General features: G+C 67.9%; 28 protein-coding genes. 16 read left to right on the top strand and 12 right to left on the bottom strand.

Annotated elements, in window-relative coordinates; all coding sequences use genetic code 11:
* The first annotated feature begins 224 nt into the window (after nucleotides 1-224).
* Nucleotides 225-1,535, top strand: a complete 1,311-nt coding sequence (gene purB / locus BMW51_RS08765) for an adenylosuccinate lyase (RefSeq protein WP_093005981.1) — start codon at nucleotides 225-227, stop codon at nucleotides 1,533-1,535.
* Nucleotides 1,536-1,537: 2 nt separating this feature from the next.
* Here the strand turns inward: purB and BMW51_RS08760 are convergent, their stop codons facing one another.
* A complete protein-coding gene (locus BMW51_RS08760; RefSeq protein ID WP_093005520.1) occupies nucleotides 1,538-2,041 on the bottom strand; it encodes a hypothetical protein in 504 nt (167 codons plus the stop codon).
* A gap of 343 nt (nucleotides 2,042-2,384) precedes the next feature.
* On the opposite strand from BMW51_RS08760, the gene mobA reads away from it, so the two are divergent.
* Nucleotides 2,385-2,933, top strand: a complete 549-nt coding sequence (gene mobA, locus BMW51_RS08755; protein ID WP_093005518.1) for a molybdenum cofactor guanylyltransferase — start codon at nucleotides 2,385-2,387, stop codon at nucleotides 2,931-2,933.
* Here mobA and BMW51_RS08750 read toward each other — a convergent pair.
* Nucleotides 2,909-3,664, bottom strand: coding sequence for a competence/damage-inducible protein A (locus tag BMW51_RS08750; protein ID WP_093005516.1), 756 nt, complete (start codon nucleotides 3,662-3,664; stop codon nucleotides 2,909-2,911). The two genes, mobA and BMW51_RS08750, sit on opposite strands and share 25 nt — an antisense overlap.
* A 66-nt stretch (nucleotides 3,665-3,730) precedes the next feature.
* Between BMW51_RS08750 and map the strand changes: the two genes are divergently transcribed.
* From map to glnA, 3 genes are all read left to right on the top strand, one after another.
* A complete protein-coding gene (gene map, locus BMW51_RS08745) occupies nucleotides 3,731-4,558 on the top strand; it encodes a type I methionyl aminopeptidase (protein WP_093005514.1) in 828 nt (275 codons plus the stop codon).
* A 166-nt stretch (nucleotides 4,559-4,724) separates the two neighbouring features.
* Nucleotides 4,725-5,063 (top strand): P-II family nitrogen regulator, encoded by a 339-nt coding sequence (locus BMW51_RS08740; RefSeq protein WP_093005979.1) that lies wholly within the window; start codon nucleotides 4,725-4,727, stop codon nucleotides 5,061-5,063.
* Nucleotides 5,064-5,176: 113 nt separating this feature from the next.
* Nucleotides 5,177-6,589 (top strand): type I glutamate--ammonia ligase, encoded by a 1,413-nt coding sequence (glnA, locus tag BMW51_RS08735; protein WP_093005512.1) that lies wholly within the window; start codon nucleotides 5,177-5,179, stop codon nucleotides 6,587-6,589.
* Nucleotides 6,590-6,815: 226 nt separating this feature from the next.
* On the opposite strand, the gene BMW51_RS08730 is transcribed toward glnA, so the two are convergent.
* Together BMW51_RS08730 and BMW51_RS08725 are read right to left on the bottom strand one after the other, a co-directional pair.
* Nucleotides 6,816-7,553 carry a TorF family putative porin gene (locus BMW51_RS08730; protein ID WP_143051840.1) on the bottom strand — a complete coding sequence of 246 codons (738 nt, stop codon included), beginning with the start codon at nucleotides 7,551-7,553 and terminating at the stop codon, nucleotides 6,816-6,818.
* Between the two features lie 3 nt (nucleotides 7,554-7,556).
* Nucleotides 7,557-7,979, bottom strand: coding sequence for a hypothetical protein (locus tag BMW51_RS08725; RefSeq protein WP_093005508.1), 423 nt, complete (start codon nucleotides 7,977-7,979; stop codon nucleotides 7,557-7,559).
* Between the two features lie 246 nt (nucleotides 7,980-8,225).
* On the opposite strand from BMW51_RS08725, the gene BMW51_RS08720 reads away from it, so the two are divergent.
* The 4 genes from BMW51_RS08720 (at nucleotide 8,226) to BMW51_RS08705 (ending at nucleotide 12,143) form a co-directional block, all read left to right on the top strand.
* A complete protein-coding gene (locus BMW51_RS08720) occupies nucleotides 8,226-8,798 on the top strand; it encodes an SRPBCC family protein (protein ID WP_093005977.1) in 573 nt (190 codons plus the stop codon).
* Entirely contained in the window at nucleotides 8,795-9,976 is a 1,182-nt protein-coding gene (locus BMW51_RS08715; protein WP_093005506.1) for a zinc-dependent alcohol dehydrogenase, read from the top strand. Before BMW51_RS08720 ends, BMW51_RS08715 begins: the two co-directional genes overlap by 4 nt.
* A 14-nt stretch (nucleotides 9,977-9,990) precedes the next feature.
* A complete protein-coding gene (locus BMW51_RS08710) occupies nucleotides 9,991-10,776 on the top strand; it encodes an SDR family NAD(P)-dependent oxidoreductase (protein ID WP_093005504.1) in 786 nt (261 codons plus the stop codon).
* A gap of 89 nt (nucleotides 10,777-10,865) precedes the next feature.
* A complete protein-coding gene (locus BMW51_RS08705; RefSeq protein WP_093005502.1) occupies nucleotides 10,866-12,143 on the top strand; it encodes a M20/M25/M40 family metallo-hydrolase in 1,278 nt (425 codons plus the stop codon).
* Here BMW51_RS08705 and BMW51_RS08700 read toward each other — a convergent pair.
* On the bottom strand, nucleotides 12,140-12,454 hold the full coding sequence (locus tag BMW51_RS08700) for a hypothetical protein (protein WP_093005500.1): 315 nt from the start codon (nucleotides 12,452-12,454) through the stop codon (nucleotides 12,140-12,142). The two genes, BMW51_RS08705 and BMW51_RS08700, sit on opposite strands and share 4 nt — an antisense overlap.
* A gap of 100 nt (nucleotides 12,455-12,554) precedes the next feature.
* On the opposite strand from BMW51_RS08700, the gene BMW51_RS08695 reads away from it, so the two are divergent.
* From BMW51_RS08695 to BMW51_RS08680, 4 genes are all read left to right on the top strand, one after another.
* Entirely contained in the window at nucleotides 12,555-13,223 is a 669-nt protein-coding gene (locus tag BMW51_RS08695) for a TetR/AcrR family transcriptional regulator (RefSeq protein WP_093005498.1), read from the top strand.
* 4 nt (nucleotides 13,224-13,227) lie between these two features.
* Nucleotides 13,228-13,680: a DUF2721 domain-containing protein gene (locus tag BMW51_RS08690; protein ID WP_093005496.1), complete on the top strand. Its 453-nt coding sequence runs from the start codon at nucleotides 13,228-13,230 to the stop codon at nucleotides 13,678-13,680.
* Nucleotides 13,681-13,747: 67 nt separating this feature from the next.
* Complete coding sequence (locus BMW51_RS08685; RefSeq protein WP_093005494.1) at nucleotides 13,748-14,908, top strand: MBL fold metallo-hydrolase; 1,161 nt, start codon at nucleotides 13,748-13,750, stop codon at nucleotides 14,906-14,908.
* 36 nt (nucleotides 14,909-14,944) lie between these two features.
* Nucleotides 14,945-15,127, top strand: coding sequence for a hypothetical protein (locus BMW51_RS08680; RefSeq protein WP_093005492.1), 183 nt, complete (start codon nucleotides 14,945-14,947; stop codon nucleotides 15,125-15,127).
* A gap of 38 nt (nucleotides 15,128-15,165) precedes the next feature.
* Here BMW51_RS08680 and BMW51_RS08675 read toward each other — a convergent pair whose 3' ends face one another.
* Both BMW51_RS08675 and BMW51_RS08670 read right to left on the bottom strand, forming a co-directional pair.
* Nucleotides 15,166-16,296 (bottom strand): zinc-binding dehydrogenase, encoded by a 1,131-nt coding sequence (locus BMW51_RS08675; RefSeq protein WP_093005490.1) that lies wholly within the window; start codon nucleotides 16,294-16,296, stop codon nucleotides 15,166-15,168.
* A 38-nt stretch (nucleotides 16,297-16,334) separates the two neighbouring features.
* Nucleotides 16,335-18,026, bottom strand: coding sequence for an amidohydrolase (locus BMW51_RS08670; protein WP_093005488.1), 1,692 nt, complete (start codon nucleotides 18,024-18,026; stop codon nucleotides 16,335-16,337).
* 45 nt (nucleotides 18,027-18,071) lie between these two features.
* Between BMW51_RS08670 and BMW51_RS08665 the strand changes: the two genes are divergently transcribed.
* Nucleotides 18,072-18,779 (top strand): DUF4163 domain-containing protein, encoded by a 708-nt coding sequence (locus tag BMW51_RS08665; RefSeq protein ID WP_093005486.1) that lies wholly within the window; start codon nucleotides 18,072-18,074, stop codon nucleotides 18,777-18,779.
* A gap of 35 nt (nucleotides 18,780-18,814) precedes the next feature.
* Here BMW51_RS08665 and BMW51_RS08660 read toward each other — a convergent pair whose 3' ends face one another.
* Together BMW51_RS08660 and BMW51_RS08655 are read right to left on the bottom strand one after the other, a co-directional pair.
* Nucleotides 18,815-19,654, bottom strand: coding sequence for an NAD(P)-dependent oxidoreductase (locus BMW51_RS08660; protein WP_093005484.1), 840 nt, complete (start codon nucleotides 19,652-19,654; stop codon nucleotides 18,815-18,817).
* A 44-nt stretch (nucleotides 19,655-19,698) separates the two neighbouring features.
* Nucleotides 19,699-20,022, bottom strand: a complete 324-nt coding sequence (locus BMW51_RS08655; protein ID WP_093005482.1) for a hypothetical protein — start codon at nucleotides 20,020-20,022, stop codon at nucleotides 19,699-19,701.
* Nucleotides 20,023-20,122: 100 nt separating this feature from the next.
* Here BMW51_RS08655 and BMW51_RS08650 point away from each other — a divergent pair, with 100 nt between their 5' ends.
* Both BMW51_RS08650 and BMW51_RS08645 read left to right on the top strand, forming a co-directional pair.
* Nucleotides 20,123-21,379 carry a threonine ammonia-lyase gene (locus tag BMW51_RS08650; RefSeq protein ID WP_093005481.1) on the top strand — a complete coding sequence of 419 codons (1,257 nt, stop codon included), beginning with the start codon at nucleotides 20,123-20,125 and terminating at the stop codon, nucleotides 21,377-21,379.
* A gap of 131 nt (nucleotides 21,380-21,510) precedes the next feature.
* Nucleotides 21,511-22,287: an arginyltransferase gene (locus BMW51_RS08645; protein WP_093005480.1), complete on the top strand. Its 777-nt coding sequence runs from the start codon at nucleotides 21,511-21,513 to the stop codon at nucleotides 22,285-22,287.
* 3 nt (nucleotides 22,288-22,290) lie between these two features.
* On the opposite strand, the gene BMW51_RS08640 is transcribed toward BMW51_RS08645, so the two are convergent.
* Genes BMW51_RS08640 through BMW51_RS08630 form a run of 3 tightly spaced genes read right to left on the bottom strand, consistent with a single transcriptional unit; the run spans nucleotide 22,291 to nucleotide 25,563 of the window.
* The gene (locus BMW51_RS08640) at nucleotides 22,291-23,094 is read right to left on the bottom strand and encodes a transglutaminase family protein (RefSeq protein ID WP_093005479.1); all 804 of its coding nucleotides are present in this window, start codon (nucleotides 23,092-23,094) and stop codon (nucleotides 22,291-22,293) included.
* Nucleotide 23,095: 1 nt separating this feature from the next.
* Nucleotides 23,096-24,031, bottom strand: coding sequence for an alpha-E domain-containing protein (locus BMW51_RS08635; protein ID WP_093005478.1), 936 nt, complete (start codon nucleotides 24,029-24,031; stop codon nucleotides 23,096-23,098).
* Nucleotides 24,031-25,563 carry a circularly permuted type 2 ATP-grasp protein gene (locus tag BMW51_RS08630; protein WP_093005477.1) on the bottom strand — a complete coding sequence of 511 codons (1,533 nt, stop codon included), beginning with the start codon at nucleotides 25,561-25,563 and terminating at the stop codon, nucleotides 24,031-24,033. The genes BMW51_RS08635 and BMW51_RS08630 overlap by 1 nt, the downstream gene beginning before the upstream one ends.
* Between the last annotated feature and the right edge of the window lie 20 nt (nucleotides 25,564-25,583).

Here is a 25,583-nt window from a genome sequence, read left to right as displayed (position 1 = left end):
ATCGATGTAGGATGTTGCTTTTGCACCTGCAATAATGACTATTCGCGCAACAAAATTACGCTTGAGCAGTTGTCGCCAACGAAATCCCGCGGATTTGCTTGGGTTTGGCAGCCTTGCTATCGCCCGCCGCGTCGTCGCCGGGGTGCGGCGACCCGTTATTTCGTTGCGGTGTGCGGTGCGGTTCTGGTCCGCTGCGCCCGCGCCCAATCAAGGAGCTGCCCGCCGTGATCCCTCGTTATTCCCGTCCCGAGATGGCCGCGCTGTGGACGCCGGAGGCGCGCTATCGCATCTGGTTCGAGATCGAGGCGCACGCGACCGACGCGCTCGCCGATCTGGGCGTGGTGCCGAAATCGGCGGCGGAGGCGCTGTGGCGCTGGTGGGCGACCGACCCCGCGATCGACGTGGCCGCGATCGACGCGATCGAGGCGGTAACCAAGCATGACGTGATCGCGTTCCTGACCTGGGTTGCCGAACAGGTCGGTGATGAGGCGCGCTTCATGCACCAGGGCATGACCTCGTCCGACGTGCTCGACACGACGCTGTCGGTGCAGTTGGCGCGCGCGTCAGATATCCTGCTCGCCGACCTCGATGCGCTGCTCGTCGTGCTGGAGCGCCGCGCGCGCGAGCACAAGCTGACGCCGACGATCGGGCGCAGCCACGGCATCCACGCCGAACCGGTGACCTTCGGGTTGAAGCTGGCCGAGGCCTATGCCGAGTTCCGCCGCAACCGCGAGCGTCTGGTCGCCGCGCGCGCCGACATCGCCACCTGCGCCATCTCGGGCGCGGTCGGCACCTTCGCTAACATCGATCCGCGCGTCGAGGCGCACGTCGCCGAGAAGATGGGGCTGACGGTCGAACCTGTCTCGACGCAGGTGATCCCGCGCGACCGCCACGCGATGTTCTTCGCGACCTTGGGCGTCATCGCCGGCTCGATCGAGCGCGTCGCGGTCGAGGTACGCCACCTGCAACGCACCGAAGTGCTGGAGGCGGAGGAATATTTCTCGCCCGGGCAGAAAGGCTCGTCGGCGATGCCGCACAAGCGCAACCCCGTGCTGACCGAGAATCTGACCGGCCTCGCGCGCATGGTGCGCGGCTATGTCACGCCCGCGCTGGAGAATGTCGCTTTGTGGCATGAGCGCGACATCTCGCACTCCTCGGTCGAGCGCTACATCGGCCCGGACGCGACCATCACGCTCGACTTCGCGCTGGCGCGGCTGGCCGGTGTGGTCGACAAGCTGCTTGTCTATCCTGAGCGCATGCAGAAAAACCTCGATCGCATGGGTGGCCTCGTCCACTCGCAGCGCGTGCTGCTCGCGCTGACGCAAGCCGGGGTGAGCCGCGAGGATTCATACCGGCTGGTGCAGCGCAACGCGATGAAGGTGTGGGAATCGGACGGCGAGCTGTCGCTGCTCGACCTGCTCAAGGCCGACCCCGAGGTGACCGCGGCGCTGTCCCCGGCCGAGATCGAGGACAAGTTCGACCTCGGCTATCATTTCAAGCACGTCGACACGATCTTCGACCGCGTGTTCGGCTGAGTTCAGGGCAGAGCGGCGGCCGGGCGCGGGTTGAGGATGACCACGCCGCTGCCGTTCGTGTTCTCGGTCACGATCAGCGTGTAGATCTCACCCGCCGCACGCGCCTGCGCGAAGGCGGCGGGATCGGTCGGGAGCGTGCGCCACGCGCTGCCCTGCAGCCACGCGCGATAGGTCGATGAGCCGGCGAAGCGGAACAACGGCGCGACGTTGAGCAGGCGCGCGACGGCGGCGTCGACTCCGCTGACCGGCGCCTTGGTGAAAACGCTGCACGTCTCCAGCCGCTCGGCTGGCTGAGGCGTCTCGCCGGCCGCGACATGCTCGTCGCGGTCGGGTGCGCGTGCGGCAACGACGAGGCCGCGCGCAGGCTGCTCGGTAATCCAGCCTGCGCGGGCGGCACGGCGGGCGATCGTTGCCGGATCGGACGCGACGCACAGGCGTGTCGCGTCGCTGACGATCTGCGTGGCTGAAGGCGGAGGCGCGAGCGGGTAATCGGCGAGCATGACCATGCGTCCGTTTGTCCCGGCGAAAAGTGCCTAGCAGCGGCACCGAAAACAGCAAAGCACATCATACGATTGCATCAACTGCAAGCAAGATTGTTGCGCACGTTTGTTGCGCGGTGGAGCAGCGATGTTCACATCGGCGGCACCGGACGATCCGGTACTGGAGACCCCACATGCGCATGTTCGAAACCGCGGCCAGCACGATGCTGGTGCTCGCGGCACAGGCGCTGGTGGTCGGCGCCATCATCACGACGCTCTGACCTATCGGCCCTCCGCCTTCGCTTTGCTGCGAGGGCGGGTTGGCCGGGTCGGCCTCCCCTTTTCCCCTTCGCACGACTAAGCCCAGCCCATGACGATCATGGGTGCAGTGCTGGCGGGCGGACGCGCGATGCGGTTCGGGCGCGACAAGGCGCTGGCGCTGCTGGGCGATGCGACATTGCTCGATCACGCACTCGCCAGCCTCGCGCCGCACGTCGATGCGCTGGTGGTGATCGGCCGAGGGCACGCACCGGTGCCCACCGCTCCCGACCTTCCTTCTCCCGATCTCGGTCCGCTCGGCGGAATCGCCGGCGCGCTCGCCTCTGCGCGGGATCACGGGCACGCGTCGGTGCTGACCACCGCCTGCGATACACCGCGCCTGCCGGGTGCACTCGCGGCGGCGTTGCTGGCGAGCGAGGCGGCGCACGCGGCGGAGGCGCCAACGGTCGGTCACTGGCCGGTCCGTTTGCTCGATCCGCTGCTCGCGCACCTGCGATCAGGTGAGAGCCGCTCGATCAGGCGCTGGGCCGCGACGCAGCAGGTGGTCGCGGTGCTGCCCGGTGTCACCGTGGCTAATATCAACACGCCGGATGATCTGGCGCGCCTCGCGTCGGATCAGATTCCCCCAACGGTGATCTGATAGCCCGCATCCTCCAGCGCCTTCGTCAGGTCGGCTAGGCAGCGATCGACCAGCGCCTCGTCGGGGGAGCGCACGACGAAGTTTGCGCCGACGCGGCCTTCGCGAAAAAACGGGTAGCTGCCGATCGCGACGCCCTCGTGCGCCTTCTCCGCCTGCCGCAGCGTATCGGCGACCTCGCTCTCCGCCACCCAGCCGCCGATCGACTTCGACACGACCGGGCGCCCGCCCTCCAGCGTGCCGGTCAGCGCGTCGAGCATTCCTGCGGTGATGTGCGGCACGCCCGCCATGATGAAGATGTTCGCGATCCTAATCCCCGGCGCGCCCGACACGCGGTTCTCGATCAGGTCGGCGCCCGCGGGCACGCGCGCCATGCGCAGCCGCGCCTCCGTCAGCCCGCCGCGCGTCTCGTAATAACGCGTCAGCGTCTCGACCGCGCGCGGGTGGTGCTCGACGCCGACGCCCAGTGCGGCAGCGATCGCATCGACAGTAATGTCGTCGTGCGTCGGGCCGATGCCGCCGGTGGTGAACAGGTAATCGTTGCGCGCGCGCAGGGTGTTGACCGCCTCGACGATCGCCTCCTCGCGGTCGGCGACGACGCGTACCTCGGCCAGGCGGATGCCCTGCACGTTCAGCCACGCGGCGATCTGCGCGACATTCTTGTCCTGCGTGCGCCCCGACAGGATTTCGTCGCCGATCACCACCAAAGCGGCGGTCCAGATGCGTTCGCTCATGTATCAGGTCCTTATCGGCAAGCGCCCAGCCTCGCAAACGCGGGTCAATCGCGCTATATCCGGCCGATGACCAACTACGTTACCGTCACCAGCGACGCGCCCCTCGGGCGCGACGGCGCGATCAAGCTGCACGGACGCGACGCGTTCGACGGCATGCACAAGGCCGGGAGGCTCGCCGCCGAGACGCTCGACATGATCGCAGCCCACATGGTGCCGGGCGTGACCACGGCCGAGATCGACCGGCTGATCTACGACTTTATCGCAAGCCGCGGCGGCGTGCCCGCCACGCTCGGCTACCGCGGCTACATGCACTCGACCTGCATCTCGATCAATCACGTCGTCTGCCACGGCATCCCGTCGGAAAAGACGCTGAAATCGGGCGACATCGTCAACGTCGACGTGACACCGATCGTCGATGGCTGGCACGGCGATTCCAGCCGCATGTACCTCGTCGGCGACGTGCCGCTGAAAGCCAAGCGGCTGGTCGAGGTGACGTACGAGTGTCTGATGCTCGGGCTGGAGCAGGCGAAACCCGGCAACCACATGGGCGACATCGCGCACGCGGTGCAGCGCCATGCCGAGGCGCATCGCTACGGCGTGGTGCGTGATTTCTGCGGGCACGGTGTCGGGCGGTTGTTCCACGATGCGCCGGAGGTGGTGCACGTCGGCCGCCCGGGCACCGGACCCGAATTGCGCCCCGGCATGATTTTCACCGTCGAGCCGATGATCAACATCGGTCGCCCCGACGTGAAGCTGCTCGACGACGGCTGGACCGCGGTGACGCGCGACCGCTCGCTGTCGGCGCAGTTCGAGCACTCGATCGGGATCACTGAGGAGGGATGCGAGATTTTTACCACTTCGCCCGCCGGGCTGCACAAGCCGCCTTACGCCTGATGGTGCGTGCCCAATTATCGGGCACATGGCGCAACTTTGCCCGATTTCACGGCATCGAAACGGCGGAAATCCGCGCTTTTCTGCCCTTGCTCTCTGCCCCTGCGACTGGCACGTTCGCTGCAAGACGGCGCACCGGGGTGTCGGTCGGGGTTTGGGACGTTTCCGCGTGAAGAAGATCGAAGCGATCATCAAGCCGTTCAAACTTGATGAAGTGAAGGAAGCGCTGCACGAGATCGGCGTGAGCGGCATCACCGTGACCGAGGCAAAGGGCTTCGGGCGGCAGAAGGGTCATACCGAACTATACCGTGGCGCCGAGTACGTCGTCGATTTCCTGCCCAAGGTGAAGCTCGAGGTCGTGGTCGAGGACAGCCTCGCCGAGCGCGTGGTGGAGGCGGTCGCCGCCGCCGCGCAGACGGGGCGCATCGGCGACGGCAAGATCTTCGTCATCCCCGTCGAGACAGCGTTGCGCATCCGCACGGGCGAGCGCGACAACGACGCGATCTGACGCATCGGTCATCCGCGGGTCACCAGCCGACCAGACACATCCTCTAGGTTCCAGCCCTCCAGTTCCATCAAGGCCGGCTCTTCACGCCGGCGCACGATCAAGGAAGAAGCGACATGGCGAATACGGCCGCAGACGTTCTGAGCAAGATCAAGGACGAGGAGATTGAATGGATCGATCTGCGCTTCACCGATCCCAAGGGCAAGTGGCAGCACCTGACGATGGTCGCGAGCGTCATGGGCGAGGACGAGTGGACCGACGGCCTGATGTTCGACGGTTCCTCGATCGAGGGCTGGAAGGCGATCAACGAGTCGGACATGATCCTCAAGCCCGATCTCGACGCGGTCTACACCGACCCGTTCTCGGCGACCCCGATGCTGATTGTGTTCTGCGACATCGTCGAGCCGTCGACCGGCGAGGGCTATAGCCGCGACCCGCGCACCACCGCGAAGCGCGCCGAAGCCTATGTGGCGCAGACGGGGATCGGCGACACGGTATACGTCGGTCCCGAGGCCGAGTTCTTCATGTTCGACGACGTGCGCTTCGACACGTCGTACAACCAGTCGTACTTCAAGATCGACGACATCGAGCTGCCGACCAACACCGGTCGCGAGTACGAGGGCGGCAACCTCGCGCACCGTCCGCGCGCCAAGGGCGGTTACTTTCCGGTCGCGCCGGTCGACTCGGCAGTCGACATCCGCGGCGAGATGGTGACGACGATGCTCGAAATGGGCCTGCCGTGCGACAAGCACCACCACGAGGTCGCGGCCGCGCAGCACGAGCTGGGCCTCACCTTTGGCACGCTGACGCAGACCGCCGACCGAATGCAGATCTACAAGTACGTCGTGCACCAGGTCGCGCACGCCTACGGCAAGTCGGCGACGTTCATGCCGAAGCCGATCAAGGAAGACAACGGCTCGGGCATGCACACGCACTTCTCGATCTGGAACGGCAAGGAGCCGCTGTTCGCCGGCAACGGCTATGCCGGGCTTTCCGACACGTGCCTCTACTTCATCGGTGGCGTCATCAAGCACGCCAAGGCGATCAACGCCTTCACCAACCCGACCACCAACAGCTACAAGCGATTGGTCCCGGGTTACGAGGCGCCGGTGCTGCTCGCCTATTCGGCGCGCAACCGCTCGGCGTCCTGCCGCATTCCTTACGGCACCGGTCCGAAGAGCAAGCGCGTCGAGGTGCGCTTCCCCGACGCGATGGCGAACCCTTATCTCGCCTATGCCGCGCTGCTGATGGCCGGGCTCGACGGCATCCAGAACAAGATCCATCCCGGCGAGGCGATGGACAAGAACCTGTACGACCTGCCGCCGGCCGAACTGGCGGAAGTGCCGACCGTCTGCGCCAGCTTGCGCGAGGCGCTCGACAGCCTGATGGCGGATCACGACTTCCTGCTGAAGGGCGACGTGTTCACCAAGGATCAGATCGAGGCCTACGTCGAGCTCAAGTGGGGCGAGGTCGCCCGCTGGGAGATGACGCCGAGCCCGGTCGAGTATGATATGTACTATAGCGCGTAAGTCTGGCGAGCCGCCAGCCGGTGCGAGCGGGCCGCTCGCATCCGCGCTGTCGGCCGGCCTCGCACCAGCGAAGACCGACGACGCGGCTTCGCCGCGGCGCTGCCACAGTCAGGAAAGGGCGCGCGGAGCGATCCGGGCGCCTTTTCTCTTGCGTGGGCTAAGAAGCGGGACCCTGGACCAAGGCGGGGATAACGCAGCTAGGTCAACCGCGCCGCTGCCGATCGCCTCAGAAACTCAGCGCGGCCCTCGCCGCAATCCGGTCGCCCGCGTTGTTCCGCGCCGCGAACGGCGACAGCGCGCGCGTGTCGTCGATATCGGTGCCGGTATATTCCACCGTCAGTACCAGCGGCCCGGTCGCGTGCTGCACGCCGAACGACCAATCATAATAGGTGCCGTCCGGGCGCAACCGCGCCGCGCGACCGAAATCGTCGACCGCACCGCTCGACCGGCCCGCGCTGGCGGTGAAGCTGAACGGCGTCAGCGGCACGCCGACGCGCCCGCGCAGCGCGAGGTACAGGTTGCTGCCGCCGATCGCGTCCTGCGACGGCGCGTAGCGCGCCTCGACACCGGCCTGCGCGGGACCGAGCGTGTAATTGGCGCTCGCGCCGCCCTCGTAATAGTCGAGCGGACCGTCGCCGTTCGTGAACACGTGCCCGGTCGCGAACGCGTCGAGCCGGAAGCCGCCGAGCAGCTGGCTATAGCCGAGTGTCGGTTCGAACACCGCATCGGCGCCGCCGTGACGCGGGTCGCCGCGCGTGGTCAGCGCGCGCACCCCGATGTCGAACCCGCTCGACAGATCGAGCCGCGCGGAGGCGGCGAGCGCACCCTCGCCGTCGCTCCAGCTGATGCCGCGGCGACGCTCGTCGGTGGTCGCCTCGACGCTGGCGTGCGGCGTGACCTGCGCCTGCGCAGGCACGGCGGTCGCGGCGAGTAGCGCCCAGGCGACGAGAGCGGAATTACGCATCAATTATCCTTGCATCTGTCCGAGTTCGGCGATCAGCGCCGCCCGGTCACGCGCCGCCACTTCGACCAGGTGCGCACGCATCCGCTCGCCTGTCGCGGCCGCCATCTCGGCTTGGATAGCCTTGGTCTGACCCGCGCACCAGCCCGGGCGCGTGCCGCTCAGCCCCGCGGGAGCCTCGATCCGCCGCGTGACGACGCCGCCGCGATGGCGCGCATGACGGTCGACCGTGACGCGCGCCTGCCAACGACAGCGCAGGGTCTGAGGCCTGCCCGGCGCGGAAACGCTGCCGACCTGCCGCAGCTCGGCGCGCATCTGACCACGGTAGGTCACCTCGACGCGCGCGCCGGCATGATCGAACTGCTCGTGATGGGTCAGCAGCACCGCATCGGACGCGGCGAGCAGTATTGCGGCAAACAAGAGCGACATGATCCTCTCCGATATGACCGGGCCTGAGCCCGCGACGTAGCCGAGATGATCCACCCTCCGCTTGGCTTCAACGTCGCGCGGGCGGCGGACATCATTCGTAAGCCACCAGCCGTAAATCCTTCGCCGCCAACGAAGATTTCGTTACGGCTGCAACGCCTAAGGCACTGATCCACATCAACAACTTCGCTGATTGGCGGAACGCGCGCCGGCGCCGCGCGCTTGTCGGGCTCCACGACGGAGGCTGACATGACCGATAGCCGTGACGACGGTCCAATGGTGACCGCGAAGAAGAATTCCGATGAACTGACCGCCGCGACGGTTCCGCACGCGCAGGGTAGCAGCGCGGTCGCGCGCGCAGTGACGATCAACAAGCCGGTGACTGAGGTTTACGCCTACTTCCGCGACTTCTCCAACTTGCCCTCGTTCATGGAGAACGTCGTCAGCATCGACACACCCGACCGGGCGCGCTCGCACTGGGTGGTGAAGGCGCCGGGCGGCACCACGGTCGAGTGGGACGCACGCGTGACCGAGGATCAGCCCAACGCGCTGATCGCCTGGACCAGCGAGGAAGGCGCCGACGTGCCGAACTCGGGCCGGGTGGAGTTCCGCGACGCCGGGCAGCGCGGCACGGTGGTGACCGCGACGATCCTTTACGATCCGCCCGGCGGCACGGTCGGAAAGCTGATCGCCAAGATGTTCCAGCGCGAACCCGCGATTCAGGCGCGCCGCGACTTGCGCCGCTTCAAGCAACTGATGGAGGCGGGCGAGATCGCAACGCCCGCGATGAACCGGAAACAGTTCGAGGAGATGGGATTGTGAGAGCGCTGACTTGGCACGGCAAGCATGACGTGCGCGTCGACACCGTCGAAGATCCCGGCATCGTCAACCCGCGCGATTGCATCATCAAGGTGACCTCGACCGCAATCTGCGGCTCGGACCTCCACCTCTACGACGGCTACATCCCGACAATGAAGGCGGGCGACATCCTCGGTCACGAATTCATGGGCGAGGTGGTCGAGGTCGGGGCGAAGTCGACGCTCAAAAAGGGCCAGCGCGTCGTGGTGCCGTTCACGATCGCGTGCGGCAGCTGCTATCATTGCGGGAAGCACCAATATTCCGCCTGCGACAACGGCTTGCCCGCCGACAATCAGGACATCGCGCAGGAGCTGTACGGTCACCCGATGGCCGGGCTGTTCGGCTACAGCCACATGACCGGCGGCTATGCCGGCGGGCAGGCAGAGTATGTCCGCGTGCCGTTCAGCGACGTCGGCCCGATCGTCATCCCTGACGGGATCGAAGACGACAAGGTGCTGTTCCTGTCGGACATCCTGCCGACCGGCTGGATGGCGGCGGAGAATGCCGACATCGAACCCGGCGACACGGTCGCGGTCTGGGGCTGCGGACCGGTCGGGCTCTTCGCGGTCCAGTCGGCATTCCTGATGGGGGCCGAGCGCGTCATCGCGATCGACCATTTCCCACGCCGCCTGGAATTGGCGCGCAAGTTCGGCGCCGAGACGCTCAATTTCGAGCAGACCGACATCTACGACGCGTTGATGCTGATGACCGGCGGGATCGGACCCGACGCGGTGATCGACTCGGTCGGGCTCGAATCGCACGGACTCTACGTCGACAACGTGGTCGACCAGATCAAGGCATCGACCTTCCTCGGGACCGATCGCCCGCACGCCAATCGGCAGGCGATCATCGCGTGCCGCAAGGGCGGACGCGTGTCGATGCCCGCGGTCTACGGCGGCTTCGTCGACAAATGGCCATTGGGCGCGTTCATGGAGAAAGGCCTGACGCTCAAGACCGGGCAGACCCACGTCCAGCACTACTTGCCGGGGCTTCTCCAGGCGATCATCGACGGGAAGATCGACACCACATTCCTGATCTCGCACCGCATGGACCTGGAAGACGCGCCGACCGGCTATCAGAAGTTCCACGACGAGCAGAACGACTACACCAAGATCGTGCTCAAGCCCGGCCTGAACGGCTGAACAGGAGAGACCAAATGGCAGACAAATTCGCCGTCATCACCGGCGCATCGACCGGCATCGGGTTCGAACTCGCGACACTCGCCGCCAAGGACGGCTACGACATCCTCGTCGTCGCCGACGAGCCGCTGATCAACGACGCCGCGCGCGATTTCGAGCAGTTCGGCACAAACGTGCAGGCGATCGAGGCGGACCTGTCGACGATCGAGGGCGTCGACAAACTGCTCGCCGCCGCGAACGGCCGGCGCATCGACGTGCTGTGCGCCAACGCCGGCCGCGGGCTCGGCCACGGCTTCCTCGACCAGAAGGTCGACGACTGGCGCCGCGTGGTCGACACCAACATCACCGGCACCGCCTATTTGCTCCAGCGCGTGCTGCCCGACATGGTCACGCGCAACGACGGCAAGGTGCTCGTCGTCGGCTCGGTCGCGGGCTATATCCCCGGCGCGTTTCAGGCGGTGTACAACGGGACGAAGGCGTTCATCGACAGCTTTACCGAGGCGCTGCGCAACGAGTTGAAGGACGCGGACGGCGTGACGATCAGCACGCTGATGCCCGGCCCCGTCGACACCGAGTTCTTCGCGCGCGGCGACCTGCTCGACACGCAAGTGGGCAGCGATCCGAACAAGCGCTCGGCCGAAGACGTGGCGGCGGACGGGTGGAAGGCGCTGATGAACGGCAAGCCGTCGGTCTTCTCGGGCTGGACGACCAAGATTCAGGGCGTGCTCGCCAACGTCGTGCCGGGCTCGGTCCTGGCCGAGCAGCACCGGAAGATGGCGGAGCCGGGATCGGCGGACAAGTAAGCTCGCAGCTGCGCGAGCATGGCAGGCCCGCTTCGCTTCACCGGCGAGGCGGGCTTTCACTTGTTCGCTGCGCTCGCTAGCCTCGCGCGATGATCGTTTCCCTCGTCTCGCTCGCGGCCGCCGCCACGCTCTCCCCCGCCGAGACGCGGATGCACGCGAGCATTGCCGCGGAGGCATCGCGGACTGAGGCGCTGCTCGAACGGCTGGTCGCGCAGAACTCGGGCTCGCTCAACCTCGCCGGCGTGACGAAAGTCGCCGAAATGATGCGCGCCGAACTCGCCCCGCTCGGCTTCGACGTGCGCTGGATCGATATGCGCGCGACCGGACGCGCCGGCCACATCGTCGCGACGCACAAGGGAAACGGGCGCGGCAAGCGCGTGCTGCTGATCGGTCACCTCGACACCGTATTCGAGCCCGACAGCCCGTTCCGCGGTTTCCGACGCGAGGGCACGCGCGCCTATGGCCCAGGCGTCGGTGACGACAAGGGTGGATTGGTCGTGATCGTGGCGGCGCTGCGCGCGATGCAGGCCGCGGGTACCTTGCGAAATGCCGACATCAAGGTCGTGCTGACCGGCGACGAGGAACGTACTGGCGCGCCGCTGGCCCAGGCGCGCGCCGATCTGATCGCCGCGGGCAAGTGGGCCGATGTGGCGCTCGAATACGAGAATGTCGCCACCGAGGACGGGCGCGACTGGGGTACCACGGCGCGGCGCAGCTCGACCAATTGGGCGATCGAGGCGAGCGGTACGACCGGCCATTCGAGTGCGGTGTTCGGCCCCGCACTCGGCTACGGCGCGGCGTACGAGCTCGCGCGTATCCTCGACGCATTCCGGCGCGAGCTGCCCGAGCCGAACGTCACCTTCAACGTCGGCGTCATGGCGGCGGGCACGCCAGCGGCGCTCGATGACAGCGGCGTGCACGCGACCGCGTCGGGCAAGACCAACATCGTCGCGGCGCAGGCGGTGGCGCGCGGCGACCTGCGCACGCTCTCACCCGAACAGGACGCGCGCGTCCAGGCGCGGATGCGCGCGATCGTCGCGCAGCACCTGCCACGCACGAGCGCCACGATCACCTTCTCCGACGGCTATCCGCCGATGGCGCCAACCGCGGGCAATCGCGCGCTGCTTGGCAAGCTGAACACGGTCAACCGCGACCTGTCGCTGCCCGAAATGCCCGAGTACGATCCCGCGAAGCGCGGTGCGGCCGACTCCAGCTTCGTCGCGGCCGATGCCGATACGCTGGGCGGCGTGGGTGCGTCGGGCGGCGGCGCGCATGCCGAGGGTGAGTGGATCGACCTGTCGAGCCTGCCGCGTCAGGCAACGCGCAGCGCGATCCTGATCAGCCGCCTGACAGCCGAGAAGCGTTAGTCCCGACGCGCCCGCTCGGCCCTGACCGCGCCGAAATGCCCGGCAAGGTACCAGCCGAGCAACAGCCAGCCGACCGCCGCGGTCGCCAGTGCCGCCTCGGGCGCAAGCATCGGCCAGCCGGTCCGCGCGAGCATCAACCCGACCGCCAGATTGCCACTACCCCACAGCATGTTGGTACGCGGGCTCGACAATCCACGCGCCGGCGGCTTTGCAAAAGGCGTAGGAAACGCCTCGCCGCGCAGTCCCGCGGTGAGATGCGGCACGCAGTTCACCAGGAACGCACCCGCCAAGATCATCCACACATAGCCCATCGCTGCGCACCCTACTTCCTAGAGGCTCAAGCGACCTGCCGCCGGCGACGTTCCCGCGCGCGCTTGCCGTGGCGCGCGCGTTCGTCGATGCTGGCGGGCGATGCACGCGATCACCCCGCCCGCCTCACGCGGCAACACGACCCGCAACGAGTTGAAGCGCGCCGCGCGCCGGTTGTTCGCCGAGCGCGGGATCGCAGCGGTCGGGATGCGCGAGGTGGTCGAGACCGCCGGTCAGCGCAACGCCGCCGCCGTCCACTATCATTTCGGCAGCAAGGACGATCTGCTGCGCGAGTTGCTGGTCGACGGCGCTGCCCTGATCGACGCCGGGCGCCGCGAGATGTTCGACGCACTGGAGGCTGAGGGAACACCGCGCTTGCGCGACGTGGTGCGCGCAATGGTGCTGCCGATCGTCGCGTTCAGCGGCCCGACCGGTGAGCATGAGACGTATTTCCGCTTCATCGTCAACGTGCAGAACGAACGGCGCGCGCTGTTCCGCGACACCGTGCCCGAACATTCCGAGGGCTTCCGCCGCTTCGTCGCGCACGTCCACCGCCTGCTCGCGCCCCTGCCCGCCGCGACGATCAACCAGCGTATCCTGTTCGCCAGCCTGTCGCTCCAGACGCTCGTCGCCGCGCGCGAGGCATCGCTCGACCGCCTGGGCAGCGGCGATCATCATTTCTGGAGCCGCGCGGACGCGCTCGCCGGATTGCTCGACGCGGTGGAGGCGATCCTCGTCGGCGCGCGTGATGCGAACGCGGCAAGGGCCTGACACGATGCCGCTCTACTCTCCCACCGTGTCGACCATCGCCGAGACGATCCAGGTCTCGCTCAGTCCCGTGTTCATGCTCGCGGGCATCGGCGCGTTACTCAACGTGCTGGCGGGGCGGCTGTCGCGCGTCGTCGACCGCGCCCGCGCGCTCGAGGTGCTGCACCCACGCTCGACCGGACACGAGCACGACCGCCACGTCACCGAGCTGCGGCTGCTCAACAAACGCATCGGCATCATCAACGCCGCGCTGCTGATGGGCGTGTCGAGCGCGGTGATGACCTGCGTCGTCGTCGCGCTGCTGTTCATCGCGGCGCTGCTGAAATTCCACATCGGCCAATATGTCGCGGCCGGGTTCATCCTCGCGATGCTGCTGCTGATCGCGAGCCTGGTCGCGTTCATGATCGAGGTGCGCGTGTCACTGCGCGCGATCCGCATTCGCGACGAATTGCTGCGCTGACGGGTCCGCTTACGAGACGGGCGCGTTGAGGCAGATCAATCATCGGGGTGAACGCCGCGTGGCAAGAATGTTGAAGGTCGCCTTGGGGGCGCTGCTGCTGATCGTCGCGGTGGCCGGCCTCGCGATCACGATCGTGCCGCGCTTCCTCGATCGGCTCTACTACGAAGGACCGGAGAGCGGGCATTTCGATGGTGCGCGCTTCTTCAACCCCGATGGCGAGGACACCGTACGCGCGCCCGGCGGCGGCGGCCGCGGCGGTTTCCTGTGGCGACAGCTGACCGGCGACGATGGTCGACCGGCGTGGCCGACCAGCGTGCCCGTGCGCGCGAGCAAGCCGGTGGCGCGCGTCGAGGGCGATCGGATGGTCGCGACCTGGATCGGCCACGCCACCGTGCTGGTGCAGACGCATGGGCTGAACATCCTGACCGACCCCATCTATGCCGAGCGCGCCGGGCCGTTCGGGTTCGGGCCGAAGCGGGTCGCACGCCCCGCGGTGGCGTTCGACGACCTGCCGCGGATCGATCTCGTGCTGGTCAGCCACAATCACTACGACCACCTCGACAAGGCCGCGCTGAAACGATTGTGGCAGCGTGACCGCCCGCGCATCGTCACCAGCCTCGGCAACGACAGCGTGATCGCGCAGACGGGTGCGAAGGCGACCGCGCTAGACTGGGGCGGTCGCGTGCGCGTTCGTCCGGGTGTCGAGGTCGCGGTCACGCGCAACCATCACTGGGGCAGCCGCTGGTTCACCGACCGCAATCGCGCGCTCTGGTCCAGTTTCGTCGTGCGCTTCCCGAGCGGGGGCAACCTGTTCTTCGCCGGCGACACCGGGTTCGGCGACGGTCGCTGGCCCGCGGAGGCCGCGGCGCTGGGGCCGATCCGGCTCGCGCTGATCCCCATCGGCGCGTTCCGCTTCGCACCCGGGCAGATGTCGGCGGGCAGCCACATCGGCCCGGCCGAGGCCGCGCTCGTCTATCAGCGGCTGGGTGCCGCGCGCGCGATCCCGATCCACTGGGGCACGTTCCGGCTGTCGTACGAAGGCTATGACACGCCGCCCAGGATGTTGGCCGCGGCGACCCGCTGTGCCGGCGAACGCGGGTTCGATCCGGTATCGCTCGGGCAGGCGGAGGAGATCGCGCCCGCGGCAGCGCGCGCGTCCGCGCCGGCGATGACGCGCGACGCGATGCTGCGCTGCCTCGATGCGTCGGCGGTGCGTGCGCTTCGCTGACGGGAACGATCGCGCGCACGACGCGCTGTCGCCGGCATGAGCAACGACGATCGCAGCAAGATCAGCGACGGTCCGAACGGCCGTCCGCTCGGCGAAAGCATCTCCAGCATGGGGCCGGGCATCCCCGACGACGCGCTGGCGCCGGGTGAAGTGCTACCCGTCCCGCCGAGCGACGAGGAAGTCGAGGCCGGCAAACGCGCACTCGGCGCCGACGACTAGGCACGGTCGCCGCCCGGTGCCGGCGGCGACCGAACTACTCAGCGCGTCGGGTCGATCAGGTACTTCTCGCCGGTCGCCTTGCGGTCGTAGGCGCGGATGACCTCGGGATCGAGCGCTTTGGCGAGGCCGATCGTGCGCGTGTAGTTGCTGGCGAACGTCGTGGTCAGTTCGTCGACGACGCGCTGCCGCATGCGCCCGACCACCTCGGCGCCAGCACGCTTCATGAACGGGGTCAGCAGCCAGCCCGACACGCTCCACTGGAACCCGAAGGCGAGCCGGTTGAGCGTCGTCGGCGACAGGTCGAGCGCGCCGTAGATGTAAAGGTGCTTGAAGCTGTCCGAGCCGTAGCGGCTGAACTCGGTCATGTTGCGCGCCGCCGCCTGCTCCATCGCCTGCACGATGTCGCTGCCGAGCGTCCCGCCGCCGATCGCGTCGAACGCGACCGTCGCCTGCGTTTCCGCGATCGCATCGACCAGCTTGCGCCGGAAATCCTCGTCCTTGCTGTTCAGGACATATTTGGCGCCGATGTCCGTCAGGATCTTCGCCTGTTCCGCCGAGCGCACAATGTTGACCAGCGGCATGCCGTCGGCGAGGCAGATCTTCTGCAGCATCTGCCCCAGGTTCGACGCCGCGGCGGTGTGAACGATCGCCTTGTGTCCCTCCATCCGCGCGGTCTCGACGAAGCCCAACGCGGTCAGCGGGTTGACGAACATTGACGCACCGTCTGCGGCACTCGCACCCTCGGGAAGCGGCACCACGTCGCGTGCCTTGAGCTTGCGGTACTGCGCGTACATCGCGCCGCCCATCATGCCGACGCGGCGACCCATCAGCGCCTCCGCACCCGCGCCCGCCGCGACGACGGTGCCCGCCCCCTCGTTACCGGCCGGCAGCGACTGGCCGAGCCGCGCGCGCACCCCGCCCTGCCGTTCACGCGGCACCTGGAAGGTGACGGTCGGGCGATCCTTGCTGCCCGAGCGTTCCAACGTCGACACGTCCGCGGGTCCGAGCAGCAGGCCGAGATCGGACGGATTGATCGGCGCGGCCTCGACCCGGACGACGATCTCGCCCTCACCCGGCGCGGTCAGCGTCGTCTCCGCCAGATCGAGCACCAGCGTGCCGTCCTCCTTGGCGGTCGAGCGCAGTTCGAGGCCCGTGAACGTGTCCGACATCCGTCTTCTCCTTGTGTGTTGTTCCTTTGGCGCGAGCGCTACTTGCGCTCCCACGCCTTCTCGCCGCCGATCCAGGTCTGCAGCACCTGCGTGCCGCGCAGTTCGGCCGGAGCGGCGGTGGTCGGATCGCGATCGACGATCACGAAGTCCGCCTTCTGCCCGGGCGCGAGATTGCCGAACTTATTTTCCGCGAACCCGGCATAGGCAGCACCCCCGGTAAACGCCCACCATGCCTGCTCGCGCGTCACCGCCTCCTGCGGACGCCAGCCGCCCGAGGGCTGTCCGCTGGCGTCGGTACGCGTGAACGCCGCCGCCCATCCGGCCCAGGGATCGGGCCGCTCGACCGGGAAGTCCGACCCGAAGGCGAGCACCGCTCCGTTCGCCAGCATCGTGCGCCACGCATAGGCGCCTGCCAGCCGCGCTTCGCCCAGCCGCGCCTCCGCCATGACGCGGTCGCCGGTCGCGTGCGTCGGCTGCATCGAGGCGATGATGCCGTTCTTGCCGAAACGCGGCAGGTCGGCGGGATCGACCACCTGCGCGTGCTCGATCCGCCAGCGCCGATCGCCCTTGTAGGTCTGCGACAGCTCGGCGATCGCGTCGAGCACCTGCTGGTTGGCGCGGTCGCCGATCGCGTGGACCGCGACCTGATAATTGTCCATCGCCGCGCGGCTCATCGTGTTCTGCAACTGGTCGTCCGTCAGGAAGCCCAGCCCGCGGTTTCCGGCTGCATCGGCGTAGGGCGCCTTCAACCACGCCCCGCGCGAGCCGAGCGCGCCGTCGGCGTAGATCTTGACCCCCTCCAGCCGCAGCCGGTCGTCGTACAGCCACGGCGTTGGGCCGGTGCCGCCGATCATCACCGTGGTGTCGATGCCGTGGCCGTAGGACATGATCCGCACGCGCAGCGCGCCGATATCGCCCATGCGGCGATAGGTCATCCAGTCGTCGATCGTGGTCCCCATGTCGGCGACCGCGGTGACGCCGTAGCCGAGCAGGATCTGCTGCGCCTTCAGAAACGCGGCGGTGCGGTCCTTCGCCGATACCGGCGGCACCGCGCGGTCGAACAATTGCGTCGCCGCGTCGACGAACACGCCAGCAGGCGCGCCGCCGGCGGTCTTCTCGATCCGACCGCCAGTGGGGGCAGCGGTCGCGGCGGTGATCTTCGCGGCGCGGATCGCGGCGCTGTTCGCCCAGGCGGCGTGGCCGTCGGCGCGCGTCAGGTACACCGGCCGGTCGGAGACGACGCCGTCGAGGTCGGCCGCGGTCGGGAAGCGACCCAGCCCCCATTTCTCCTGGTTCCAGCCTGCGCCGATGATCCACTGCCGCTCGGGATTGCCCTTGGCGTAGGCCGCGATCTTCGCCTTCGCCATCTCGAGCGAAGTCGTGTCCGACAGGTCGAGCGTCAGCGCCTGTAGCCCCAGTTCGATCACGTGGCCGTGCGCGTCGATCATGCCGGGGACGAGCACGCGTCCCTTCATGTCGGCGCGCCAGTCGTACACCGGCCCCGGGTTCTTCTTCGTCCGCTTGGGCGGTTGCTCGTCGGGCGCGACCAGCCGGACGACGCGCCCGGCCTTGTCAATCACCATCGCCTTGAAGCGGATCGTGCGGCCCTGCTTGTCGAGCGTCACGCCCTGCACGTTGTCGATCAGCGCATCGGCGAAGGCGGGGGTGGCCGCGACGAGCGCCGCGGCGCAGGCGAGGAGCGGAAGGCGGGAACGACAGCTGGCGTACATACGTCACGCTGTATGATGCGAAGGCAACTTTGGCGAGAGCGGGCGATGCGGGTTCTGGTGATGGTGTCGGTAATGGTCATGGCGACCAGCGTGGCGGCGGCGGAGTCGGTCAAGACGGCCGATTACACCTTCGCCTACCGCTACCCGGCGGAGGCGGCGGCGACCCCGCGTCTGCGTGCCAAGCTCGATGCGGAGGAAAAGGCAATGCGCGCCGCAACCGCGCGCGACGCCGCCGCCGCACGCCGCGAGTCGAAGAACGGCAGCTTTCCGTTCCGCGCTTACGACACCGAAAAGACGTGGAAGGTGGTGACGAACACGCCGCGCTTCCTCAGCCTGTCGTCCGACGCGTACGAGTTCACCGGCGGTGCCCACGGCAATCCGTCGTCGGGCGCGTTGCTGTGGGACAAGGCCCGCGGCGTAGCGATCGATCCGAAAAAGGTTTTCACCGCAACGGCGGCGTTGCAGCGCGCGATCGCGCCGACTTATTGCGCGCGATTGAAGGCGGAACGCACCCGCCGCCTCGCCCCCTACAAGGACACGAGCGACACGTTCGCGAAATGTCCGACGCTGGACGAGCTGACGCTGCTGCTCGGCTCGACCGATCGACAGCGGATCGATCGCATCGGGCTGATCGCAGACCCTTATGTCGCCGGTTCCTACGCCGAGGGTGCGTACGAGGTCACGCTGCCGGTCAGCCCGGCGATCCTGGCGACGGTGAAGCCGGCGTACCGCGCGGCATTCGCGGTGCGGTAGGTGCCGGCCATACACCGCGGCAGGCTAGATTCTGCCTACTTCGGCAGTCGCCTGACCAGCGCGCTGGTGTCCTGGCGCGCGCCGCCCATCGCCTGCACCTCGGCGTAGAACTGGTCCACCAGCGCGGCGACCGGCAGCGTCGCGCCGATGCGCTTCGCCTCGTCGAGCGCCAGACCCAAGTCCTTGCGCATCCAGTCGATCGCGAAGCCGAAGTCGAACCGGTCCTCGCTCATCGACTGCCAGCGGTTGACCATCTGCCAGCTCTGCGCCGCGCCGCCCGAGATCGCTTCCAGCACCTTGGCGAGATCGAGGTCGCTCTTCTGCGCGAAGCGCAGTCCCTCGCTCACGCCCTGCAACACGCCCGCAATGCAGATCTGGTTGACCATCTTGGTCTGCTGCCCTGCCCCCGCCGCGCCGACGTGGACGATGCGCGCGGCGTAGGCCTGCATGACGGGTTCGGCCTTCGCCATCGCCTCCGCGGTGCCGCCGCACATGATCGACAGCTTGCCCGCCTCCGCGCCCGCCTGCCCGCCTGAGACCGGCGCGTCGACGACCAGCGCGCGCGTACCCGCCAGCCGCTGCGCGAACGCCGCCGAGACGGTGGTGTGGTCGATGAACACCGCGTCTTCGCGCATCGCGGCGAACGCGCCGTTCTCGCCCAGCGCCACCGCCTCGAGATCGTCGTCGTTGCCGACGCAGGTGATCACTGCATCCGCATCCTTCGCCGCGGCGGCGGGCGTATCGGCGACCGACAGCCCGGTCGCCTCCGCCTTCGCACGCGTGCGATTGAACACGGTTACGTCGTGCCCGGCGTCTGCCAGATGGCGTGCCATCGGAGCACCCATCACGCCGGTGCCGATAAATGCGATCTTCATGCGTCGGTCCTTAGCAAGGTCGGGTATGGATGGGCCAGCGTGGGTCAACGTGTGCGCGCGCAATCGTCACGCGTCACGGTGTAGGCGAGCTGCCGACCCGGCTGAACGTCGCCGCGGTGAACCTGAACACCGTTGCGGCAGGCGATGCTGATCACGCCGTCGATCGTCGGGCGAGCCACCCAATACCCCGTCGAGTAGGCGCGCATCGGGCGGCGTTGCCCGTCGCCCTCGATCGCGACGGCGGCGACCAGATGCCGGGGATCGCGCACCACCACGAACCCGTGCCACCACAGGTCGAGCGAGGCGTAGGCGATGCCGGCGACGATCACCAAAGCTGCGATCCGAAGCGAGAAGAAGTAGCGCTGCACTCGTTCTTCAATGCCGAGGTGACGGGTCGCGTTCCCCTACCATGTGCAGCCAAATATCGCGGGTGTTCCTCTCGCCCGCGCATTCCGCTACGGCGCGTGGATGGCCACCCAGCTCGCATCCGACGCCCCGTCTTCGGGCACTACGCTCCCCGTCACCTGCGCCGATGTCGCGGCGGCGCACCGGCGGATCGAGGATCAGGTGGTGCGCACGCCGACGCTGATCAGCCGCACGCTCAGCCAGCTGACCGGCGCGACCGTGTACCTGAAATTCGAGAACCTCCAGTTCACCGCCGCCTACAAGGAGCGCGGCGCGCTCAATACGCTGCTGCAACTCTCCGACGAAGCGCGCGCGAAGGGCGTAATCGCGGCGTCGGCGGGCAACCACGCGCAGGGCCTCGCCTATCACGCCAATCGCCTGGGCGTGCCCGCGACGATCGTGATGCCGCGCAACACGCCGATCGTGAAGGTGACGCAGACCAAGGGGCACGGAGCGACCGTGATCTTGGAGGGCGAGACGTTCGACGCCGCCTACGCGCACGCGCGCGTGCTCGAGGCGGAGCATGGCTACACCTTCGTCCACCCGTTCGACGATCCGCGCATCATCGCGGGCACCGGCACGGTCGCGGTCGAAATGCTGGCCGACGTACCCGAGATCGACACGCTGGTGGTGCCGATCGGCGGCGGCGGGCTGATCTCGGGCATGGCGACCGTCGCGCGCGGCGCCGATCGCGCGATCGAGGTCGTCGGCGTCGAGGCCGAACTCTACCCCTCGATGTACAACCGCGTGAACGGCACGACGATGCCCTGCGCGGGCGATACGCTGGCGGAGGGTATCGCGGTCAAGGAGCCGGGCGGCATCACCTCGATGATGGTGCGCGAGCTGGTCGACGACATCGTGCTCGTGTCCGAGCGTAGTCTGGAGGAAGCGGTCAGCCTGCTGCTCCAGATCGAGAAGACGGTGGTGGAGGGCGCGGGTGCGGCCGGGCTCGCCGCGCTGCTTCAGCATCCCGACCGCTTCAAGGGTCGGACCGTCGGCGTGGTGCTGTGCGGCGGCAACATCGACACGCGGCTGCTCGCCAACGTGCTGCTGCGCGACCTCGCGCGGTCGGGCCGGCTCGCGCGGCTGCGCATCCGGTTGCAGGATCAGCCCGGCGCGTTGTTCAACGTCGCGCGCATCTTCGATCAGGAACGCATCAACATCATCGAAGTCTACCACCAGCGCGTGTTCACCACGCTGCCGGCGAAGGGGTTGATCACCGACATCGAGTGCGAGGCGCGCGACCGCGCGCATCTCGACACGCTGGTGGCCGCACTGCGCGGTGCGGGCTATGAGGTGAGCGCGGTCGAGCTCGCCTGAACCTTTCGCGCTGTAGCGCCGAGGCCGCGTTAACCCACAATCGTGGTAAAGCCGCTTTTCACCGTGGCGTCCGCGATTCATATGCGTGACATGGGCGTTCAGGACCACGCCCCATTGGAGAATCGTTGGCGGTGACCGCGCCCTTTCGTTTTCCGCGCTTCTTCGTGACGAGCCCGCAGCCGTGCCCGTACCTGCCCGGGCGGCAGGAGCGGAAGGTGTTTACCGAGCTGTCGGGTCCGCACGCGGCCGAGCTGAACGATGCGCTCGGGCGGATCGGTTTTCGTCGCAGCCAGTCGGTCGCCTATCGTCCGTCGTGTGCGGGATGCGCGGCCTGCGTGTCGGTACGCGTCCTGGCACGCGAGTTTCGCGCCAATGCGACGCAGCGCAAGCTGATGCGCCGCCACGGTCAGGTCGAGATCAGCGCCTGCCGTCCATGGGCGACCGACGAGCAATATCAGCTGCTGCGCCGCTACCTCGCCGCGCGTCACCCGACCGGCGGCATGGTGGGCATGGACGAGATGGACTATGCCGACATGGTCGAGCAGTCGCCGGTCAACTCGGTCATCGTCGAATATCGCACGCCCGCTGTCGGCGATGCGCCGGGGCAGCTGATCGGTGCTTGCCTGACCGACCGGCAGGCCGACGGCTTGTCGATGATCTACAGCTTCTTCGATCCCGACGACAAGGCGTGGCCGGGTCTGGGCAACATGATCATCCTCGATCATATCCAGCGCGCGCGCGAGGCCGGGCTCGATTATGTTTATCTGGGTTACTGGGTGAAGGGATCGGCGCGAATGGCGTACAAGACGCGCTATCGCCCGATCGAGGTCCTCGGCCCGCGCGGCTGGTCGCTGCTGGAAGAAGATGCGATCGAACCGGCCTCGGCGCGGGTCACCCAGCCCGCGTGAGTTTCAGCCCTCGCGGGTGACGTTGACGGCCACGTCGAGGCACTCGTCCCCCTCGCCCATCCGCGTGCCCGCAACCGGCGAGGCGCCGACCGAATCGAAGCCGACCGCGACGCGAACGTGATGCTCCTCGGGTGACAGACGCAGCATCGGGTCGAACCCGACCCAGCCGAGGCCGTCGATCCACGCGTCGGCCCAGCCGTGCGGGGCAGGTCGGTCGCCATCGTGGCGGTCGCAATAGCCTGAAACGTATCGCGCCGGCACGCCGCACGCGCGCGCTGCGGCGATGAAGACGTGTGCCAGGTCACGCGCCGTCGCGGTCTCGCGCGCGAACGCGTCCGCGACCGCCAGCCCCGCCTCGGGTCGTCCCCGCGCCGGCGTGAATCGCTCGCCGACCGCACGATTGAGGCGGTGAAGCGCCGCCACCGTGCCCGGCTCTTCACCCAGCACGTCCCGCGCGAACTCGGTGATCGCGGCGTCCGCGCGCGTCATCGGCGTGTCGCGCAGGAACAGCCGCGCGGGCAGCGGCTCCAGCGTGCCGTGCAGCACGCCGTCGGAGTGGCTCGTCACCACCTCGCCCGTCACCGACAGGTCGATTCGCTCGACCGGCCCGTCGATGTAGAGCATCGTGGTCGCGTTGCCGAACCCGTCCTGCCCCTCGGTGATGCGCGCGTCGCAGTCGAGCGCGATGTGCCAGTCGGCGACGATCTGGTCGTGCGTGTTGCGCGGCGTCATGCGCAGCAACTGCACCACGCGCGCCTGCGGCTCGCTGAAGCGATAGGTCGTGCGATGATCGATCGACAGCCGCATCTCAGTTGAACTTGAACTGGCGACCGATCGCCGCGTGCAAGTGGTCGTTCTCGGTGATGAGCGCCTCCACATGCTGGTGCAGCCCCGAGGCGATCACGTCGCCGGTGCGCGTGTGGAGCGTGCGCTGGTGCCGCCCGCGCGCCATCCGGTCGGCCTCGCCCTGCCCGCCGAGCGACTTGGCGAGTGCGTTCAGGATCGACACCGTCTCGTCGATCGATCCCGCCAGGCTGCGCGGCAACTCGGTACGGCTGAGCAGCAGGTCGATGACATTTGCGGGCTGCAATCCGTCATTGTAGAGCCAGCGATAGGCGGTCACCGCCGACACCGTCTGCAGGATGGTGGTCCACTGGTCGCGGTCGACCGTACCGCCGACCGGCTCGCCCGCGGGCAGCAGCAGGTGGTATTTGACGTCGAGCAGCCGCGCGGTGTCGTCGGCACGCTCGATCACCTGACCCAGGCGGATGAACAACGTCGTCTGGTTGCGCAGCATGCGGTGCACCGCGCCTTCGAACCCGCGCGTCTCCGCCTTGACCTTGTCGACCAGCCCGAGCGTCGCGACCGAGTCGAGCGGCGACACGCGGCGGTCGAAGATCAGCCACGCGCTGTTGATCGCGCTCCACGCCTCGCGGCTGAGCGCGGTGCGCACCGCGCGCGCATTGTCGCGCGCCGCGGCGAGACAGCGGACGATCGATCCGGGATGCGTCGCGTCGGTGATGAGGAAGCCGACCACCGCCTCGCGCGTCAGCGGCGCGCCGCTCGCCTCGAACGCGGCCTCGGTGTCGGTCACCGCCAGCGCGGAACGCCACGCCGCCTCGCCCGCGGGCCGCGACGACAGCACGTCGAGCCGCACCGTCGCCTCGACCAGCCGCGCGATGAAATCGGCACGCTCCAGATAGCGCCCGAGCCAGTAGAGCGACGCGGCGGTCCGGCTGAGCATCAGCGCACCTCCCGCGTCAGGTCGGCGCCGCCGAGCGTCTGGACCATCCCGTCCGGTCCGATCGACTGCGTCATGCCGCCCATCGTCTGCGTCATCGCCTTGGCATCGTCCATCAGCACGAACGAGTCCTTGGTGCCGCCGCCCTGGCTCGAATTGACGACCAGCGATCCTTCCTTGAGCGCGACGCGCGTCAGCCCGCCGGGGACGACCTTCACGCCCTTCGATCCCGTCAGCACGAACGGGCGGAAATCGACGTGGCGCGGCGCGAGGCCCGCGTCGGCGAGCGTCGGGACCGTGGAGAGCGCCAGCGTCGGCTGCGCGATGTAGCGGTGCGGCTCGGCGACGAGCGCGGCGCGAAAGCGCTCGATCTCGGCGGCGCTCGCGGTCGGCCCGACCAGCATGCCGTAGCCGCCCGAGCCGTCAACCAGCTTCACGACGAGTTCGTCCAGATGGTCGAGCACGTATTTCAGCGCCTGAGGCTCGCGGCAGCGCCACGTCTCGACATTGGGCAGCTTCGCCTCGCCACCGGAGTAAAAGCGCACGATCTCGGGCATGTAGCTGTAGATCGCCTTGTCGTCCGCGATGCCATTGCCTGGCGCGTTGATGATCGCGACGTTGCCCGCAGCATAGGCGGCGATTAGCCCGGGTACGCCCAGCATCGAGTCGGGGCGGAAGACGAGAGGATCGAGGAAATCGTCGTCGACGCGGCGGTAGATGACGTCGACCTTCACCCGCCCCGCGATCGTCCGCATGTAGACGACGTCGTCGTCGACGACGAGATCGGCCGCCTCGACCAGTTCGACTCCCATCGAATCGGCGAGAAAGCTGTGCTCGTAATAGGCCGAATTATAGTGGCCCGGCGTCAGCACGACGCAGGTCGGGTTCTGCCCGCAGCCGCGCGGGGAGACCGACCGCATCGTCTCGAGCAGCATGTCGGGATAGCTGTCGACAGCGGCGACGCGGAATTGCGAGAACAGCTCGGGGCACAGCCGCACCATCGCCTCGCGGTTCTCCAGCATGTAGCTGACCCCCGAGGGCGTGCGGGCGTTATCCTCCAGCACGAAGAAGTCGTCGGGCCCGGTCCTGACCAGATCGATGCCGCAGATGTGCGCCCACACGTCGTGGGGCGGGCGGATGCCGGCGATCTCGGGACGGAACTGCGCGTTACCGAGGATCAGGTCCTCGGGCAGCACGGCTTCCTTGAGGATGCGGCGCTCACCGTAAATGTCGTGCAGGAACGCGTTGATTGCCTCGACGCGCTGGATCAGCCCTTCGGACAACCGCGCCCATTCGCGCGCGAGAAAGATGCGCGGCACGATGTCAAACGGGATGATGCGTTCGGACGCGTCGCTATCGCCGTAGACCGCGAAGGTGATGCCGAGCTGCCGGAACGTCGTCTCGGCCGCTTCCTGACGCCGACGCAACTCTTCGGCGGGGGTGGCTTGGAGCCAGTGGCACAGGTCGACCAGTTCGCCTCGGGCCCCCTCGCGCTCGGGTGGTCCCATGATCTCGTCGAATGCCGGTGTCCCCATGAGGTCGTAACGCTCCCGCA

Source organism: Sphingomonas palmae, from assembly GCF_900109565.1.
GTDB classification, from domain to species: domain Bacteria; phylum Pseudomonadota; class Alphaproteobacteria; order Sphingomonadales; family Sphingomonadaceae; genus Sphingomonas; species Sphingomonas palmae.
The sequence above is the reverse complement of the archived record's forward strand: the minus strand, read 5'-3'. Positions and strand labels throughout refer to the sequence as shown.

Bases quoted from the DNA above. Each gene is read 5' to 3' on its own strand.
- BMW51_RS08690 (WP_093005496.1), top strand. From the start codon at position 13,228: ATGCCGCTCTACTCTCCCACCGTGTCGACCATCGCCGAGACGATCCAG.
- BMW51_RS08700 (WP_093005500.1), bottom strand. From the start codon at position 12,454: ATGGGCTATGTGTGGATGATCTTGGCGGGTGCGTTCCTGGTGAACTGC.
- BMW51_RS08660 (WP_093005484.1), bottom strand. From the start codon at position 19,654: ATGAAGATCGCATTTATCGGCACCGGCGTGATGGGTGCTCCGATGGCA.
- BMW51_RS08665 (WP_093005486.1), top strand. From the start codon at position 18,072: ATGCGGGTTCTGGTGATGGTGTCGGTAATGGTCATGGCGACCAGCGTG.
- BMW51_RS08705 (WP_093005502.1), top strand. From the start codon at position 10,866: ATGATCGTTTCCCTCGTCTCGCTCGCGGCCGCCGCCACGCTCTCCCCC.
- BMW51_RS08720 (WP_093005977.1), top strand. From the start codon at position 8,226: ATGACCGATAGCCGTGACGACGGTCCAATGGTGACCGCGAAGAAGAAT.
- BMW51_RS08675 (WP_093005490.1), bottom strand. From the start codon at position 16,296: ATGTCGGACACGTTCACGGGCCTCGAACTGCGCTCGACCGCCAAGGAG.
- map (WP_093005514.1), top strand. From the start codon at position 3,731: ATGACCAACTACGTTACCGTCACCAGCGACGCGCCCCTCGGGCGCGAC.
- BMW51_RS08760 (WP_093005520.1), bottom strand. From the start codon at position 2,041: ATGGTCATGCTCGCCGATTACCCGCTCGCGCCTCCGCCTTCAGCCACG.
- BMW51_RS08680 (WP_093005492.1), top strand. From the start codon at position 14,945: ATGAGCAACGACGATCGCAGCAAGATCAGCGACGGTCCGAACGGCCGT.
- BMW51_RS08695 (WP_093005498.1), top strand. From the start codon at position 12,555: ATGCACGCGATCACCCCGCCCGCCTCACGCGGCAACACGACCCGCAAC.
- BMW51_RS08635 (WP_093005478.1), bottom strand. From the start codon at position 24,031: ATGCTCAGCCGGACCGCCGCGTCGCTCTACTGGCTCGGGCGCTATCTG.
- BMW51_RS08730 (WP_143051840.1), bottom strand. From the start codon at position 7,553: ATGCGTAATTCCGCTCTCGTCGCCTGGGCGCTACTCGCCGCGACCGCC.
- BMW51_RS08750 (WP_093005516.1), bottom strand. From the start codon at position 3,664: ATGAGCGAACGCATCTGGACCGCCGCTTTGGTGGTGATCGGCGACGAA.
- mobA (WP_093005518.1), top strand. From the start codon at position 2,385: ATGACGATCATGGGTGCAGTGCTGGCGGGCGGACGCGCGATGCGGTTC.
- BMW51_RS08710 (WP_093005504.1), top strand. From the start codon at position 9,991: ATGGCAGACAAATTCGCCGTCATCACCGGCGCATCGACCGGCATCGGG.
- BMW51_RS08685 (WP_093005494.1), top strand. From the start codon at position 13,748: ATGTTGAAGGTCGCCTTGGGGGCGCTGCTGCTGATCGTCGCGGTGGCC.
- BMW51_RS08640 (WP_093005479.1), bottom strand. From the start codon at position 23,094: ATGCGGCTGTCGATCGATCATCGCACGACCTATCGCTTCAGCGAGCCG.
- glnA (WP_093005512.1), top strand. From the start codon at position 5,177: ATGGCGAATACGGCCGCAGACGTTCTGAGCAAGATCAAGGACGAGGAG.
- BMW51_RS08630 (WP_093005477.1), bottom strand. From the start codon at position 25,563: ATGGGGACACCGGCATTCGACGAGATCATGGGACCACCCGAGCGCGAG.
- BMW51_RS08670 (WP_093005488.1), bottom strand. From the start codon at position 18,026: ATGTACGCCAGCTGTCGTTCCCGCCTTCCGCTCCTCGCCTGCGCCGCG.
- BMW51_RS08725 (WP_093005508.1), bottom strand. From the start codon at position 7,979: ATGTCGCTCTTGTTTGCCGCAATACTGCTCGCCGCGTCCGATGCGGTG.
- BMW51_RS08650 (WP_093005481.1), top strand. From the start codon at position 20,123: ATGGCCACCCAGCTCGCATCCGACGCCCCGTCTTCGGGCACTACGCTC.